The 16,283-nt window shown below is 73.6% G+C and carries 11 protein-coding genes; 3 read left to right on the forward strand and 8 right to left on the reverse strand.

What is annotated here, in order from left to right:
* Positions 1–72: 72 nt before the first annotated feature.
* The gene (lepA, locus tag IH00_RS0106010; RefSeq protein WP_031070359.1) at positions 73–1,944 is read right to left on the reverse strand and encodes a translation elongation factor 4; all 1,872 of its coding nucleotides are present in this window, start codon (positions 1,942–1,944) and stop codon (positions 73–75) included.
* A 206-nt stretch (positions 1,945–2,150) separates the two neighbouring features.
* Between lepA and rpsT the strand changes: the two genes are divergently transcribed.
* On the forward strand, positions 2,151–2,417 hold the full coding sequence (gene rpsT, locus IH00_RS0106015; protein WP_031070360.1) for a 30S ribosomal protein S20: 267 nt from the start codon (positions 2,151–2,153) through the stop codon (positions 2,415–2,417).
* A 368-nt stretch (positions 2,418–2,785) separates the two neighbouring features.
* Here rpsT and holA read toward each other — a convergent pair whose 3' ends face one another.
* From holA to leuS, 7 genes are all read right to left on the reverse strand, one after another.
* Positions 2,786–3,772, reverse strand: coding sequence for a DNA polymerase III subunit delta (holA, locus tag IH00_RS0106020; RefSeq protein WP_031070361.1), 987 nt, complete (start codon positions 3,770–3,772; stop codon positions 2,786–2,788).
* Between the two features lie 51 nt (positions 3,773–3,823).
* Positions 3,824–4,069 (reverse strand): hypothetical protein, encoded by a 246-nt coding sequence (locus IH00_RS0106025; protein WP_078887570.1) that lies wholly within the window; start codon positions 4,067–4,069, stop codon positions 3,824–3,826.
* Between the two features lie 11 nt (positions 4,070–4,080).
* A complete protein-coding gene (locus IH00_RS0106030) occupies positions 4,081–6,639 on the reverse strand; it encodes a ComEC/Rec2 family competence protein (RefSeq protein WP_052411188.1) in 2,559 nt (852 codons plus the stop codon).
* A complete protein-coding gene (locus tag IH00_RS45390; protein WP_420710859.1) occupies positions 6,636–7,331 on the reverse strand; it encodes a ComEA family DNA-binding protein in 696 nt (231 codons plus the stop codon). The genes IH00_RS0106030 and IH00_RS45390 overlap by 4 nt, the downstream gene beginning before the upstream one ends.
* Positions 7,332–7,927: 596 nt before the next feature.
* A complete protein-coding gene (locus tag IH00_RS0106045; protein ID WP_031070367.1) occupies positions 7,928–8,773 on the reverse strand; it encodes a DegV family protein in 846 nt (281 codons plus the stop codon).
* Positions 8,774–8,839: 66 nt separating this feature from the next.
* Entirely contained in the window at positions 8,840–9,625 is a 786-nt protein-coding gene (locus tag IH00_RS0106050; RefSeq protein ID WP_031070369.1) for a magnesium transporter CorA family protein, read from the reverse strand.
* A 150-nt stretch (positions 9,626–9,775) separates the two neighbouring features.
* Entirely contained in the window at positions 9,776–12,640 is a 2,865-nt protein-coding gene (gene leuS / locus IH00_RS0106055) for a leucine--tRNA ligase (RefSeq protein ID WP_031070371.1), read from the reverse strand.
* A gap of 494 nt (positions 12,641–13,134) precedes the next feature.
* Here leuS and IH00_RS0106060 point away from each other — a divergent pair, with 494 nt between their 5' ends.
* Both IH00_RS0106060 and IH00_RS0106065 read left to right on the forward strand, forming a co-directional pair.
* Positions 13,135–14,676: a ferric reductase-like transmembrane domain-containing protein gene (locus IH00_RS0106060; protein WP_267882542.1), complete on the forward strand. Its 1,542-nt coding sequence runs from the start codon at positions 13,135–13,137 to the stop codon at positions 14,674–14,676.
* On the forward strand, positions 14,673–16,265 hold the full coding sequence (locus tag IH00_RS0106065; RefSeq protein WP_031070374.1) for an NADH-quinone oxidoreductase subunit NuoF family protein: 1,593 nt from the start codon (positions 14,673–14,675) through the stop codon (positions 16,263–16,265). The genes IH00_RS0106060 and IH00_RS0106065 overlap by 4 nt, the downstream gene beginning before the upstream one ends.
* Positions 16,266–16,283: the final 18 nt, after the last annotated feature.

Here is a 16,283-nt window from a genome sequence, read left to right on the forward strand (position 1 = left end):
GTGCCGGGGCGGTGCCGGCCGGGTGCCGGTGCCGGCTCCGCCCCGGCTCCGGCTCCGGCTCCGGCTCGGTGGCTACTTCTTGCTCTTGCCGCCCGCGGAGTCGTCGCTGGACAGCACCGCGATGAAGGCCTCCTGCGGGACCTCGACGGAGCCGACCATCTTCATCCGCTTCTTGCCTTCCTTCTGCTTCTCCAGCAGCTTCCGCTTACGGGAGATGTCACCGCCGTAACACTTGGCGAGGACGTCCTTGCGGATGGCTCGGATGGTCTCGCGGGCGATGACGCGCGAGCCGATGGCCGCCTGGATCGGCACCTCGAACGCCTGGCGCGGGATGAGCTCGCGCAGCTTGGCGACGAGCCGCACGCCGTACGCGTACGCCGCGTCCTTGTGCGTGATGGCGGAGAAGGCGTCGACCTTGTCGCCGTGCAGCAGGATGTCGACCTTGACGAGGCTGGAGGCCTGCTCGCCGGTGGGCTCGTAGTCGAGGGAGGCGTAGCCGCGGGTCTTGGACTTCAGCTGGTCGAAGAAGTCGAAGACGATCTCGGCGAGCGGGAGGGTGTAACGGATCTCGACCCGGTCCTCGGAGAGGTAGTCCATGCCGAGCAGGGTGCCGCGGCGGGTCTGGCACAGCTCCATGATGGAGCCGATGAACTCGCTGGGGGCGAGGATCGTGGCGCGTACGACCGGCTCGTACACCTCGCTGATCTTGCCCTCGGGGAACTCGCTCGGGTTGGTGACCGTGTGCTCGGTGCCGTCCTCCATGAGGACGCGGTAGACCACGTTGGGGGCGGTGGCGATCAGGTCCAGCCCGAACTCGCGCTCCAGCCGCTCGCGGATGACGTCGAGGTGGAGCAGGCCGAGAAAGCCGACGCGGAAGCCGAAGCCGAGGGCGGCGGAGGTCTCCGGCTCGTAGACGAGCGCGGCGTCGTTGAGCTGGAGCTTGTCGAGGGCGTCGCGCAGCTCGGGGTAGTCGGAGCCGTCCAGCGGGTACAGCCCGGAGAACACCATCGGCTTGGGATCCTTGTACCCGCCGAGAGCCTCGGTGGCGCCCTTGTGCAGGGTGGTGATGGTGTCACCGACCTTGGACTGCCGGACGTCCTTCACACCCGTGATCAGGTAGCCGACCTCGCCCACGCCGAGACCGTCCGCCGGGAGCATCTCGGGGGAGTTCGTCCCGATCTCCAGCAGCTCGTGGGTCGCGCCCGTGGACATCATGCGGATGCGCTCGCGCTTGTTGAGCTGGCCGTCGATGACACGTACATAGGTGACGACACCGCGGTACGAGTCGTAGACCGAGTCGAAGATCATCGCGCGGGCGGGCGCGTCGGCGACGCCGACCGGGGCGGGCACGTCCTGGACGACACGGTCGAGCAGCGCCTCGACGCCCATGCCGGTCTTGGCGGAGACGCGCAGCACGTCGTCGGGGTCGCAGCCGACCAGGTTCGCCAGCTCCTCGGCGAACTTCTCCGGCTGGGCGGCCGGGAGGTCGATCTTGTTGAGCACCGGGACGATGGTGAGGTCGTTCTCCATCGCCAGGTAGAGGTTGGCGAGGGTCTGCGCCTCGATGCCCTGGGCGGCGTCGACGAGCAGGATCGTGCCCTCGCAGGCCGCGAGCGAACGGGACACCTCGTACGTGAAGTCGACGTGCCCGGGGGTGTCGATCATGTTGAGGATGTGCGTCCGGCCCTGGCCGTCGCCCGTGGTGGGCGCCCACGGCAGACGGACGGCCTGGGACTTGATCGTGATGCCGCGCTCGCGCTCGATGTCCATGCGGTCGAGGTACTGAGCGCGCATCTGCCGCTGCTCGACCACACCGGTCAGCTGGAGCATCCGGTCGGCAAGGGTCGACTTGCCGTGGTCGATGTGCGCGATGATGCAGAAGTTGCGGATCAGCGCCGGGTCGGTACGGCTCGGCTCGGGCACGTGGGTAGGGGTCGCGGGCACGCAGGGTCCTGATTCTCGAGACGCTGGCGTCTCTGCTCGGGTCGACGTCGGATCGATACGTAGGTTCCATGGTCCCACGGACGGGGACCGGCGCTCGGTTTGGGCCGCTCGGACAGCGACTGGTAGCCTGGGCAGCTGTGTCTCGTAGCCCTCTCAGCCTCGGGGCACACCTCAAGAAATCCTTACGAACCTGAAAAGGCTCTTTCGTGGCGAACATCAAGTCCCAGATCAAGCGGAACAAGACGAACGAGAAGGCGCGCCTGCGCAACAAGGCCGTCAAGTCGTCGCTCAAGACCGCGATCCGCAAGGCCCGTGAGGCTGCCGCCGCGGGTGACGTCGAGAAGGCCACCGTGGCCGCTCGCGAGGCCGCCCGCAAGCTGGACAAGGCCGTCTCCAAGGGTGTCATCCACAAGAACGCCGCCGCCAACAAGAAGTCGGCGCTGGCTGCCAAGGTTGCCACCCTCCAGGGCTGAGCTCCACCTTCTGATCTGACCGCCGGAAGGGACCCAGCGGGCCCTCTCATCCGCTCCTGACCGGCACCCCCGAGCTCGTACGCGGCCTGCGTTCGCCACGCGGGTACGAGCTCACCCCGTACCACCCGAGGCCCCGGCCCCGTTCTTCCCCAGAACGGCATCCGGGGCCTTCGGCATGCCGCCGTTGGTCCTGCTCCGGGGGCCGGGCCCGCCCGGGACGGCGGCCGGGGTCCTGCTCCGGGCAGCGGGTCAGGTGCCCGGAACTGGGCTGCGGGCGGGGCGGGGCACCGCGACCATGCGTGGCGCCGGGGCGGGGTCGGCGGAGAAGGCCGGCGGTGAGAGAACAGCGGTGGGGATCAGCGGCGGGATCAGCGGCGGGAGCGGGCCGCCCGGGCGATGGTGACGACCGCCTTTTCCAGGGCGTACTCCGGGTCGTCGCCCCCGCCCTTGACGCCCGCGTCAGCCTCCGCGACGGCGCGCAGCGCGACGGCCACGCCGTCCGGCGTCCAGCCGCGCATCTGCTGGCGCACGCGGTCGATCTTCCACGGCGGCATGCCGAGCTCACGTGCGAGATCGGCTGGCCGCCCGCCCCGCGCGGACGACAGCTTGCCGATCGCCCGCACCCCCTGCGCCAGCGCGCTGGTGATCATGACCGGAGCGACGCCCGTGGCGAGCGACCAGCGCAGCGCCTCGAGGGCCTCGGCCGCCCGGCCCTCCACCGCCCGGTCGGCGACGTTGAAGCTGGACGCCTCCGCGCGGCCCGTGTAGTACCGGCCGACGACGGCCTCGTCGATCGTGCCCTCGACGTCCGCGGTGAGCTGGGACACCGCGGACGCGAGCTCCCGCAGATCGCTGCCGATCGCGTCGACGAGCGCCTGGCACGCCTCGGGCGTCGCCGACCTGCCCAGCGCGCGGAACTCACTGCGTACGAACGTCAGGCGCTCCGCCGGCTTGGTGGTCTTCGGGCACGCCACCTCCCGCGCACCGGCCTTGCGGGCCGCGTCGAGCAGCCCCTTGCCCTTGGCGCCGCCGGCGTGGACGAGGACGAGGGCGATGTCCTCGACGGGCGCGCCGACGTACGCCTTGATGTCCTTGACCGTCTCGGCGGAGAGGTCGTGCGCGTTGCGCACCACCAGCACCTTGCGCTCGGCGAAGAGCGACGGGCTCGTCAACTCGGCGAGCATGCCCGGCTGCAGCTGATCGGCGGTCAGGTCACGGACGTCCGTGTCGGCGTCGGCGGCACGGGCCGCCGCCACCACCTGCTGCACCGCACGGTCCAGGAGGAGATCCTCCTGGCCCACGGCGAGGGTGACGGGGGCGAGCGGGTCGTCGGTCGCGTACTTTCTGGTGGCCATCGCACACCAGCATCGCACGCGCCACTGACAGCTCCGCTCGTCCGACCGCCCCTACGGCTCCTCCCGCCAGCCGTCCCACTCGGCCGCGAACTCGTCCAGCTCGGCCGCTGCGAGCCGGCCCTCGGGGTCCTCGACCACGACGAGCCACTGCGCGTCCTCGGCGTCGTCCTCACCGGCCAGCGCGTCGCGCACCAGCTGCGGTTCCTCGTCCGTGCCGAACCGGTCGCCGAGCGCCTCGGCCACCTCCTCCGCCGCATCCCGGTCGGGCAGCACCAGCACATGTCTCACATCGCTCACATCACCATTGTTCAGCCCTTCCGTCCGCCGTCGGACCCCGGGTCCGCCGGCCCGTCCCGGACCGCGGCCCGCAGGCCGGCGCCGGTGCCGGCGACCGCGATCGGGCCGTCCCGGTCCGTGCGCAGCACCACCGCTCCCCCGTCGCGCAGGGCGCCGACCGTACGCGGCGAGGGGTGGCCGTAGTCGTTGTCCCGGCCGGCCGACACCAGGGCCAGCCGGGGCCTGACCCTGCTCAGCAGGCGCGGGTCCTGGTGGGCCGAGCCATGGTGGGCGACCTTGAGGACGTCCACCGGCGGCAGGTCCGGGTGGGCCCGCAACAGACCCCGCTGTGCGGGTGGTTCGAGGTCGCCCAGGAGCAGCAGGCTCGTGCCCGAGGCGGTACGCACGAGCAGCGTGACACTGGCGTCGTTCGCCTCCTCGGGGCCGGGCCCCGGGAGGACGCCCGGCCAGAGCACACGCCACTCCAGCGGCCCGGCCCGGCGCCGCTCGCCCGGGGCCGCCCGGATGACGGGCACCCCGGCCGCACGGGCCGTCCGGTGCACGAACGCGGCCTGCCCCGCGGGCTGCTGGAGGCCGGTGGTCTGGATCGCGGCGACCTCGCGGCCGCGCAGCACCCCCGGCAGCCCGGCGACATGGTCGGCGTGGAAGTGCGTGAGCACCACGAGCGGCACCCGGCTGACGCCCAGGTCGCTCAGGCACCGGTCGACGGGGCCCGGGTCGGGACCGGCGTCGACCACCACGGCCGCGCCGCCGCCCGCCGAGAGCACCGTGGCGTCGCCCTGGCCCACGTCGCACATCGCGTACACCCAGCCCGGAGGCGGCCATCCGGTGACGAGTCCGGCCAGCGGAGGCGGCCGCACCACCGCGAGCAGCAGCAGCGCGGCGCACCCCGCGGCCACCCAGGGGCGGTACGGCATCCATCGGGCCAGCAGGAAGCATGCGCAGACGACGGCGGCGAGCAGCAGCCCGCCCTGCCGACCGCCCGGCCAGTCGGCCTGCGCACCGGGCAGCGCGGCCCCCGCCCGGGCGACGGACGCGATCCACCCGGCCGGCCATCCCGCGATCTCCGCGAGCAGCCGCGCCGCGGGCATCGTCACCGGAGCCGTGGCGAGCGCGGCGAAGCCGAGCACGGTGGCGGGGGCCACCGCCAGTTCGGCGAACAGGTTGCACGGGATCCCCACCAGGCTGACCCGGGCCGCGAACACGGCCACCACCGGTGCGCAGACAGCCTGCGCGGCAGCCGCCGCGGCCAGAGCTTCGGCGATCCGCGGCGGCACCCGGCGCCGCCGCAGCGCGGCGCTCCAGCGGGGAGCGAGGGTGAGCAGGGCTCCGGTGGCCAGCACGGAGAGCAGGAAGCCGTAGCTGCGGGCCAGCCACGGGTCGTACAGCACCAGGAGCAGCACCGCGGCGGCCAGCGCGGGGATCAGCGATCTGCGGCGCCCCGTCCCGATGGCGAGGAGGGCGATCGCCCCGCAGGCAGCGGCGCGCAGCACGCTGGGGTCCGGCCGGCAGACCACGACGAAGGCGAGCGTGAGCACTCCGCCGGCCAGCGCCGTTCCCCGCAGTCCGATGCCGAGGCGGGGCGCCAGACCGCCGCGCTCCGCCCGCAGCGCGGCGCCGGGCGGGCCGATGAGCAGCAGCAGTACGACGGTGAGGTTGCTGCCGGACACCGCCAGCAGATGCGTCAGGTCGGTCGCCCGGAAGGCGTCGTGGAGGTCGGGCGGCACCCGCGAGGTGTCCCCGACGACCAGCCCCGGCAGCAGGGCCCGGGCATCCGGTGCCAGCCCGTCCGTCGCATCGCGCAGCCCCGCCCGCAGGCTCCCCGCGGTCCGCTGGAGCGCGTTGGGCCCGGCGGTGACGAACGGCGGCCCGCCGCGCACGCGTACGGCGGCCGCGAAGCGGTCACCGGTGCGCCGCGGCGGGGCCAGCAGCCCGGTGGCGCGCACGGTGGTGGACGGCAGCAGCCGCTGCCACCCGCGGCCGGCGGGGGCGATCAGCAGCACGGGCGTGCGGATCCTGGTGACGGTCCCGCCGGTCTCGCCGCTCCCCGGCGGACCGGTCTCCGCGAAACGCGTGGCCTCCCCGTCCAGGACGACGGAGCCCACTCCCCCGGGGCCCCGCCCGCGTACGGGGCGCGGGTCGGAGGTGACGGTCACGTCCAGGGTGACCCGCGCGTACTCCTGTGCCAGCTTCGGCAGCGGTCCGCGCCGCAGGTCGGCACCGTGGAACCCGGCCGACGCGGCCCCCGCGGCGCCGCACAGCGACACCATGGCGCACGCCGTGGCGACCTCCCGCCACCACCCGTAGGGCGACGGGCGCCCGGGCCGCAGACGGCCGGCCGCCAGGGGGGCGAGCAGCGCCGTCGCCACCGCGACGCTGAGCGCCACCGCCATGACGGTCCGGTGTCCCGGTGCGCCGATCGCGAACGCCGCCGCGCACCACGCGGCGAGGGCCGGCGGCACGAGCCGCAGGTCCGCGGGGCCTTCCTGCCGCGTCGGGTCGGCGGCCCCCAGCCGGTGCCCTGACGCGGCGTGAACCGGGGCGCGTGCGGGGCTCTTCGCGCCCGTCATGGCCGTACGAGGGACCGGAGGTCCGCGAACCGGCGGTCGCCGATCCCGTTGACCTCACGCAGTTCGTCGACCGACCGGAAGCCTCCGTGCCGCGTGCGGTGGTCGATGATGTGCTGGGCCAGCACGGGCCCGACGCCGGGCAGCGCGTCGAGTTGTTCGGCGGTGGCGGTGTTGAGGGCGAGCGGCGCACCGGGGGCCGGACCGGGCTGGCCGCCGCCGGGCCGGCCGGCAGAACCGGGTGCCGGCCCCGCGGGAGCCGGTGTGACGCCCACGACCACCTGCTCCCCGTCCATCAGCACGCGCGCCCGGTTGAGCCCGGTGACGTCCGTTCCCGGCCGGACACCTCCCGCCGCGCGCAGGGCATCCGCCACCCGCGATCCGGCGGGCAGCCGCAGTACCCCCGGCCGCCGTACCTTTCCGCTCACGTCGACCACCACGGGCGCGGACACGGGAGTCGCCCGCGGGCCGTCCGCGCCGGCCGAGAGGGTGGCGGCCGGTTCCGCCGCCCCGACCACCTCGGGCGCCCGCACGGGTTCCGGCCGCCCCATCCAGAAGTACCGTCCGGCGAGCACCGCCGCCACGACGAGGACCACCGCGAGCGCGGCCAGCGCCCTCAGCTCCACGCCGCAGCGCAGCTGGAGCCAGAGCGGCAACCGTTCCCGGGCGGCCGGCCACCACCGCTCCCGCGGCACGGACACCTCCCGCCCGGCCTCCCCCGCACCGGGCCCGCCACCGGAGCCGGGCACCGCCGCGGGCGCAGCCCCAGGCGGCCCCGACCCCGCCGCAGGCGCACCCCCGGGCGCCGGCGCGCGAGCAGGCATCCCTGCCGGTTCCGGCGGCGGATGGGCCGCGTACGGCCCCGGAGCTGCGAAGAGCGCCTCGGCCCGCTGCCGCACGTTCTCCCCAGGATCGGGAGCCGGACCCCGAGCCAGAACCGCCCCCCGAGCCGGAGCCTGCCCCCGCCCAGGAGCCGGCCCCGCAGCCGCAGGCCCCGCCGCGCCCGCCGCACGCCGTGGAGGACGCCCGGCCGTACGGACACCGCCCGCCCGTCGCCGGAAGCGACCACGGACGGGAAAGCCGTCGCGAGTCCTCCGGTCGGAACCCGCAGCGCGTCCGGGTCCGCTCGTCCTCGATGCCGATCTGGTCACGGAGTGTGTTCGGTTCGCCATGTCGCCTTACGCTACGCACAGCTGACCGAACCCGCCGGGGCCGGGCAATAACCGTGGACAACACGGTGGTTGTGGAAAAATTCGTCACCCGGACGAGCGATCGCCGCGCTCACGCACCGTCATCGGGCGGAGACCACGAGCCCCAGCAGGCCCGGCCCGGTGTGCGCGCCGATCACCGCGCCCACTTCGCTGACGTGGAGGTCGGCGAGGCCGGGGACGCGTACGCGCAGCCGGTCCGCCAGCGCGGCGGCCCGCTCGGGAGCCGCCAGGTGGTGCACGGCGATGTCCACCGGTCCGGCGCCCGCACGCTCGGCGGCGATCTCCTCCAGACGGGCGATCGCCTTCGACGCCGTGCGCACCTTCTCGCGCAGCTCGATCCGGCCGCCCTCCAGCTCCAGCAGCGGCTTGACCGCGAGCGCCGAGCCGAGGAGCGCCTGGGCCGCGCCGATGCGGCCGCCCCGGCGCAGGTAGTCGAGGGTGTCGACGTAGAAGTAGGCGGAGGTCCCCGCCGCACGCTTCTCGGCCGCGGCGACCGCGTCGTCCAGCGTGCCGCCCGCCTCCGCCGTCTCGGCGGCCGCGAGGGCGCAGAATCCGAGCGCCATGGCGACCATGCCGGTGTCGACCACCCGCACCGGTACCGGCGCCTCCTTCGCGGCCAGCACCGCCGCGTCGTACGTCCCCGAGAACTCCGCCGACAGGTGCAGCGAGACGATGCCGTCGGCGCCGCGCTCCGCGGCCGCCCGGTACGCTGCCGCGAAGGTCTCCGGGCTCGGCCGGGACGTCGTCACGGAGCGCCGCTTCTGCAGGGCGAGAGCGAGCGAGCGGGCCGAGATCTCGGTGCCCTCCTCAAGGGCCCGGTCACCGAGGACGACGGTCAGCGGCACCGCGGTGATGCCGTGCCGTTCCATCGTCTGCGGCGGCAGGTAGGCCGTTGAATCGGTGACGATCGCGACATGGCGGGACATGACCGGGAGGTTACCCGCCGGGGGCGTCCCACGGCAGCCCGCCCCCGCCCGCGTGCTCGGTTCGGGTCAGTTGGTGGTCTCGGGACGCGTCGACTTCTGCCACGCATAGCCGTGCGGCAGGCGCGGGTCCCGCGCCGTGATCGCCGGGCGCTCGGCCGGGGCAGCGGGCTCGTCGCCACCGGGCTGCGGGCCGGAGGTCGCCTCCGGCTCCGGGGCGCCCGCATCGCCGGCCCCAGCCGGGTGGCTCCGCTCCGGCGCCTGTCCGGCCGCCGCCTCCGGCCACCGGAAGTCGTCCCGGCCGCCGGACTCCTCGGGCCAGTGGCGCAGTGCGCCCGCCTCGATGTCGATCTGGGCGCTCAGGTTCGCCAGGTCGTCGTCCGCGAACCTCCGGGCGCGGTCGCGAGCCGCCCACCGCAGCGAGTCCGCCGCGTGCGTGATGCGCTCCGTGCGCTCACGCAGGTCGCCGAGCTGCGCCGCGACCCTGGCCCGGTCCGGGTCCCGCTCCATCCGCTTGAGGTCGTCGTCGAGCTCGTGCCCGTGCGCGCTCAGGCGCCGGAACAGCTCCAGCGACTCCTTGACCGAGGCGTCCTCGACCGCGCCCGCCTCCAGCGCGTCCTGCGTGGCCCGCATCGACGTGCGCAGCGACAGCCGCAGTTGCGCGAGTTCGCCCCCGACACCGCCCTGCCCGTAGCTCTTGGCCCGCAGGGTCGTGTCCTCGACGGTGCGCCGCGCCTGGGTGATGGTGCGGTCGACCCCGCGCTTGGCGGCGTTGACCGCCTTGACCGTCACGTACACGCCCAGGGCGACGAAGGCGACGAAGAGCAGCGCCAGGATCAGGATCGCGGCTTCCATGAAGTCCCCTCGGTGTCGGCGCCGGACGTATTCGCCCGTCGTTCCTCCACGGTAAACGGAACGGGCAGGTGGAGGGTTCCATCGGAACCCCCACCGTGCCCGTAAGGGAAATCCCCCAGGGGGCACCGGGCCGACGGCACCGGGTGCCGGCTACGCCGGGACGATGTTCACCAGCTTCGGCGCCCGCGCGATCACCTTGCGGATGCCCGCACCGCCCAGGGCCGCCACCACGGCCGGGTCGGCCAGGGCCAGCGCCTCCAGCTCGGCGTCGGTGATCGAGGGAGCGACCTCCAGGCGGGCCTTGACCTTGCCCTTGATCTGGACCACACAGGTCACGGTCTCGTCGACGACGTACGCCGGGTCGGCGACCGGGAAGTCCTGGTGCACCACGGAGTCGGTGTGGCCCAGCCGGTGCCACAGCTCCTCGGCGATGTGCGGCGCCAGCGGCGCGATCAGCAGCACCAGCCGCTCGGCGACGGACCGCGACACCGGGCCGGCCGACTTGGTCAGGTGGTTGTTCAGCTCGGTGACCTTGGCGATCGCCGTGTTGAACCGCATCGCGGCCATGTCCTGGGACACGCCGTCGATGGCCTTGTGCAGGGCGCGCAGCGTGTCCTCGTCGGGCTCGCCGTCCACGACGGTGACCTCACCGGTCGCCTCGTCCACGATGTTGCGCCACAGCCGCTGCAGCAGCCGGTACTGGCCCACGACCGCTCGGGTGTCCCACGGGCGCGAGACGTCCAGCGGGCCCATGGCCATCTCGTACAGGCGCAGCGTGTCGGCACCGTACTCGGCGCAGATCTCGTCCGGGGTGACGGCGTTCTTCAGGGACTTGCCCATCTTGCCCAGGACGCGGCTGACCTTCTCGTCCTGGTACCAGAACGCGCCGTCGCGCTCCTCGACCTCGGCGGCCGGCACGGCGATGCCGCGCGCGTCGCGGTAGACGAAGGCCTGGATCATGCCCTGGTTGTACAGCTTGTGGAAGGGCTCCGCGGAGGAGACGTGGCCCAGGTCGTACAGCACCTTGGACCAGAAGCGGGCGTACAGCAGGTGCAGGACGGCGTGCTCGGCGCCGCCCACGTACAGGTCGACGCCGCCGTGCGGCTGCCCCTCGCGCGGGCCCATCCAGTACCGCTCGGTCTCGGGGTCGACCAGCCGCTCGCTGTTGTGCGGGTCCAGGTAACGCAGCTCGTACCAGCAGGAACCGGCCCAGTTGGGCATGGTGTTGGTCTCACGCCGGTACTTCTTCGGCCCGTCGCCCAGGTCCAGGGTGACGTTGACCCAGTCCTCGTTCCGCGACAGCGGCGTCTCGGGCTGGGTGTCGGCGTCCTCCGGGTCGAAGGTGCGCGGCGAGTAGTCCTCGACCTCGGGCAGCTCCAGCGGCAGCATCGACTCGGGCAGGGCGTGCGCGACGCCGTCCTCGTCGTAGACGATCGGGAAGGGCTCGCCCCAGTACCGCTGTCGGCTGAACAGCCAGTCGCGCAGCCGGAAGTTGACGGTGCCCGCGCCGATGCCGCGGGCCTGCAGCCACTCGGTGATCCTGGCCTTCGCCTCGACGACGCCCAGCCCGTCCAGCGAGATGTCGTCGTTGGACGAGTTGACGATCGCGGCCTCGTACGAGTCGAAGGCGTCGTCCCAGGCCGACGGGTCGGTGCCGCGGTCGTCGGAGGGCTGGACGACACAGCGCATCGGCAGGTCGAAGGCGCGGGCGAAGGCGAAGTCACGGCTGTCGTGCGCCGGGACGGCCATGATCGCGCCGGTGCCGTAGCCCATCAGGACGTAGTCGGCGATGAAGACGGGGATCCGCTCGCCGCTGACCGGATTGGTGGCGTACGCACCGGTGAAGACGCCGGTCTTCTCCTTCGCCTCGGCCTGCCGCTCGACGTCGGACTTCGAAGCGGCCTGCTTGCGGTAGGCGTCGACGGCCAGGGCCGGGGTGGCGTGCCCGCCGGTCCACAGCGCGTGGGTGCCCTCCGGCCACGCCTCCGGGACGATCCTGCCGACCAGGTCGTGCTCGGGCGCCAGCACCATGTAGGTCGCGCCGAACAGGGTGTCCTGGCGGGTGGTGAAGACGGTGATGGCTTCCTCGCCGACGGCGAAGTCCACGCGGGCGCCTTCGGAGCGCCCGATCCAGTTGCGCTGCTGCAGCTTGATGGCCTCGGGCCAGTCCAGCGCGTCCAGGTCGTCCAGCAGCCGGTCGGCGTAGGCGGTGATGCGCATGTTCCACTGGCGCAGCTTCGCCTTGAAGACGGGGTAGTTGCCGCGCTCGGAGCGTCCGTCGGCCGTGACCTCCTCGTTGGCCAGGACGGTGCCCAGCCCGGGGCACCAGTTGACCGGCGCGTCCGAGGCGTACGCCAGCCGGTACCCGCCCAGGACGTCGGCGCGCTCGGTGGCGCTCAGCTCGCTCCAGGAGCGGCCGCCGGGCACCTCGCGCTCACCGGACTCGAAGGCGGCGACCAGCTCGGCGATGGGCCGGGCCTTCTTCGCCTCCTGGTCGTACCAGGAGTTGAAGATCTGCAGGAAGATCCACTGGGTCCACTTGTAGTAGTCCGGGTCGATCGTGGCGAACGACCGGCGCTTGTCGTGGCCCAGGCCCAGCCGGCGCAGCTGGACCTTCATGTTCTCGATGTTCGCCTCGGTCGACACGCGCGGGTGCGTGCCGGTCTGCACGGCGTACTGCTCGGCCGGCAGGCCGAACGCGTCGAAGCCCAGCGTGTGCAGGACGTTGTGCCCGGTCATGCGCTGGTGGCGGGCGAAGACGTCGGTGGCGATGTAGCCCAGGGGGTGGCCGACATGCAGGCCCGCACCCGACGGGTACGGGAACATGTCCATGATGAACTTCTTGGGGCGGGCGACGACGGCCGGATCACCGGCCAGGTCCCCCTTCGGGTTCGGCGCCTCGTAGGTGCCCTCCGCGTCCCAGAAGTCCTGCCAGCGTGCCTCGATGTCGGCGGCCATGGCCGCCGTGTAACGATGCGGGGCTGCTGCCTCGGCAGCAGAAGTCGTCTCGCTCATGATCCTTAAGGCTCCATCGATCGTCTCTGCCACGAAATGAAAAATCCCCTCGCACAGGAGGGGACGCCGCGCCGAATCCGACCGGATCTTTCATCCGTCGGAACTGATCAGCGCGGCTCGCTAAGCAGAAGGCGTACGGCACGCATGGCGCCAGGGTACCGCAGGGCCCGGACGAGCCGCATCGAGGTTCCGCCGACCGGGCAGCGGCGACGCCCGGCCCGCTCCGGCGCCGCGGGCCGCGCCCCGGCCACCGGAGCCCCCCGCGGTTACCCCGCGTATCGCCCTTATCCAGGGCAACCCCAGAGTCAGTTGCCGAGGTTCCGAGCCATAAAGGCTCAAATCTCGTACTGGTTGGTATGCGTCGACTTAGCATGCGGCCACGGGACCTCTTTTCCGCACCACTGGAGTCGCCCCCCATGAACCCTCATCGCAAGAACCGCTCATCGCCCGCTCCGAAGGGCGGCATGAGCCGGCCGGTGCAGGGCGGGTTGTCCGTGGCAGCTGTGGTGCTCATACCCCTGCTCGCGGTCGGCGGCAGCGACAGCTTCCGCGCCGCCCTGGACTTCACCACGGGCGTCCTGTCCCTGGTGTCCCTGACCGCCTCCGTCGCCTGGGGTCTGATCGCCACCGACCGGCTGCTCCTGTCCGTCCGCCACCGGCTGCTCGCCCAGGCCATCCACCGGACCACGGCGGTGGCCTCCCTGGGCTTCCTGCTCCTGCACGCCACGGTCAAGGTCTCCCTCGACCACACGGAACTCATCGGGGCCCTCATCCCCTTCGGGCTCGGCCTCACCGGCTCCTCCGGGCTCATCGGCTTCGGGTCCCTCGCGGGCCTGCTGATGGTGATCGCCGCGTCCACGGGCGCCGCGCGCAGCGCCCTCGCGGGGCGCGGCAACATCGCGGCCCGCTGGCGACCACTGCACATGCTGGCCTACCCGGCCTGGTGCGCGGCGCTCGTCCACGGCCTGTACGCCGGCCGCCCGGCGGCCACCTGGGTCGTCGTCATGTACAGCCTCGCGCTCACCGGTGTGGCCGCCGCCGTGTCCGTACGGATGCTCCCGCGCCCCGTCCAGGACCGCCTGGCGGGACGGCTGCTGGCGCTGCTGGGGCCGGGCACCACGCAGTCGGAGCGCGAACGGTCCCGGCGCGACCTGTCGGTGTCGCCGCTGCCCGGGGCCGGGGACGTCCCGGCGCCCCCGCCGTACGAGCAGCGGATCGAACGGGAACCGGCCGAGCCCGTCATGCGGCCCGTTCCCACCGACTCGCTCCTCGCCGGCCCCTCGGCCGCCCAGCGTTCCTTCGGCTCCCCCGATACCGGGGAACCCCTCTTCGGCCGTCCGGATCCCACGGAGTCCTTGTGGGGCCGTCCCGATCCCCCGGCACCCTCGTTCGGCGACCCCGCCCCCTCCGGGCGGGGTTTCGGCGGTGGTGATCCGGAGCGGTCGCTGGGTCTGACGGCCTCGGCCTCCGCCGAGCCCTCCTTCGGTACCCCGGCGTCCGGCGAGTCCCCGTTCGACGGCGGCCCGGCCTCGCCGGATCCGCTCTTCGGCGGTACGGGCACCTCCGAGCCGCTCTTCGGCGGCGACGGAACCTCCGACCCGCTGTTCAGCAGCCCCGGAACCTCCGAAGCGCTCTTCGGCAGTACGGCCCCGGGGGAGCAGGCGTTCGGTCGGCCGCGCGAGCAGCCCCCGAGCCCCTTCGACACCTCTTCCCCGTACGACCCGCCCGCCGCGCCCCGCTCCGCGGCGGGCGCCGGGCTGTCCGCCGGGTACCGTGCGGTGTCCCGCGGCAACGCGAGCGTCCCCACCCAGGAGATACCGCTCGCCGAGCGCATCCCCATGACCGAGGAGCTGCCCGTCGTCACGGACGACGGGCCCGCGACCCGGCCGGGCTACTGGCCCACTCCCTCCCCTCCGCCGCCCGCCCAGTCCCCCACGCCTCCCTCGTACAACAGCCCCACCGATCCCACCGCCGGCCCCTTCCAGTACCCGCCGGCCGGTGAACCGTGGACCGCACCCGCAGGAGACCGCCCGTGAACGCCCCGCTCCCCGACGTCCCCGAAGTCCGCGTCGTCGGCCTGCCCCACCTGACCCAGGGCTTCGACCTGGTCGAGCGGCTGGACCTCCAGATGCACCTCAAGGTGCACGGTCCGCTCGAACCGATACCCGGCGAGCGGCTGGCCCAGCTGGCCGAGGAGATCTCGCTGCGCGGCCGGGGCGGCGCGGGCTTCCCCTTCGGCAAGAAGCTGCGCGCGGTCGCGAAGGCGGCGATCCGGCGCGGGGTGCGGCCGGTGGTGGTGGTCAACGGCAGCGAGGGCGAGCCCGCCTGCCGCAAGGACACGGTCCTGCTCAACCGCGCCCCGCACCTCATCCTGGACGGGGCCCTGCTGGCGGCGGAGGCGCTCGGCGCCCGCACCCTGATCGTCGCGGTCACCCGCAACTCCACGGAGGTCTCCATCCGTGCCGCGCTCGCCGAGCGGGGCCTGTCCGACCGGCGCGGGCAGCAGCTGCGCGCGCGTGTGGTGCGTACTCCGGAGCGGATGGTCTCGGGCGAGGCGTCGTCCGTGATCCGGGCGGCGGGCGGCGGCCCCGCCATCCCGCCCGGCCGGCGGGAACGGGCCGCCGAGTCTGGTGTGGGCGGTGCGCCGACGCTGCTGTCGAACGCGGAGACGTTCGCGCAGCTTGCCGTCGCCGGCCGGATCGGCGCCCGCCGGTACGGCCAGCAGGGCCTGGACGGCGAGCCGGGCACGGTGATGCTGACGATCTCCGGGCAGGTCGCGCGTCCCATGGTGGTGGAGGTCCCCACCGGCGTGCCCATGCGGTACGTGCTGCAGCTGGCCGGTGCGCCGCCGGTCCCCCAGGGCGTGCTGACCGGCGGGTACCACGGCGACTGGATCGACGCGATGGCCGTCGACAACTGCGTGATCTCGCGGCAGTCCATGGCGGCCGTCGGCGGCGCCCTGGGCGCGGGGGCGATCCTGCCGATCGGACCGGACACGTGTCCCCTCGGCGAGGCCCAGCGGGTGGCGAACTGGCTCGCGGCCGAGACGGCCGGTCAGTGCGGCCCCTGCCGCCTGGGCCTGCCGGCCGCGGCGGGGGGCCTGTCGGATGTGCTGAACGGGGGCGGTCCCGCCGCGCTGGAGGCACTGCGCGAGGTGACCCAGGCGGTGAAGGGCCGGGGCGTGTGCAAGCACCCGGACGGCTCGGCGCGCTTCTTCAGCTCCACGCTCTCCGCGTTCACCGACGATCTCGCCGCGCACGTCCTGCACGGCGGCTGCGGGCGCCCGACCGTCGGGGTGCTGCCGCTGCCCGAGCCGGGCTACCAGGAGGTCGTGGAGTCCATCCCGAGCGGCGAGAAGCTGGCCGTGGACTGGACCCTGTGCAAGGGCCACGGGCTGTGCGCGGACATCGTGCCGGAGCTGATCCGGATGGGCCGGGACGGCTACCCGGTGCTCGCGGACGCGTCGGTGCCGGTGCACCTGAGCACGCGGGCGCAGCTGGCGGTACGCCGCTGTCCCGAGCTGGCGCTGCGGCTGGAGCGCTCCGAGGAGGACCGTTCCGGCCGCCAGAGCCGTCCCGCGCTGCCGAGCGCCGCCCGCAAGGCGCTGGGCAGCGGCCGGGGTTGACGGGAGACGAAGAAGCGG

This window comes from Streptomyces sp. NRRL S-118 (genome assembly GCF_000716335.1).
Taxonomy (GTDB): Bacteria; Actinomycetota; Actinomycetes; order Streptomycetales; family Streptomycetaceae; genus Streptomyces.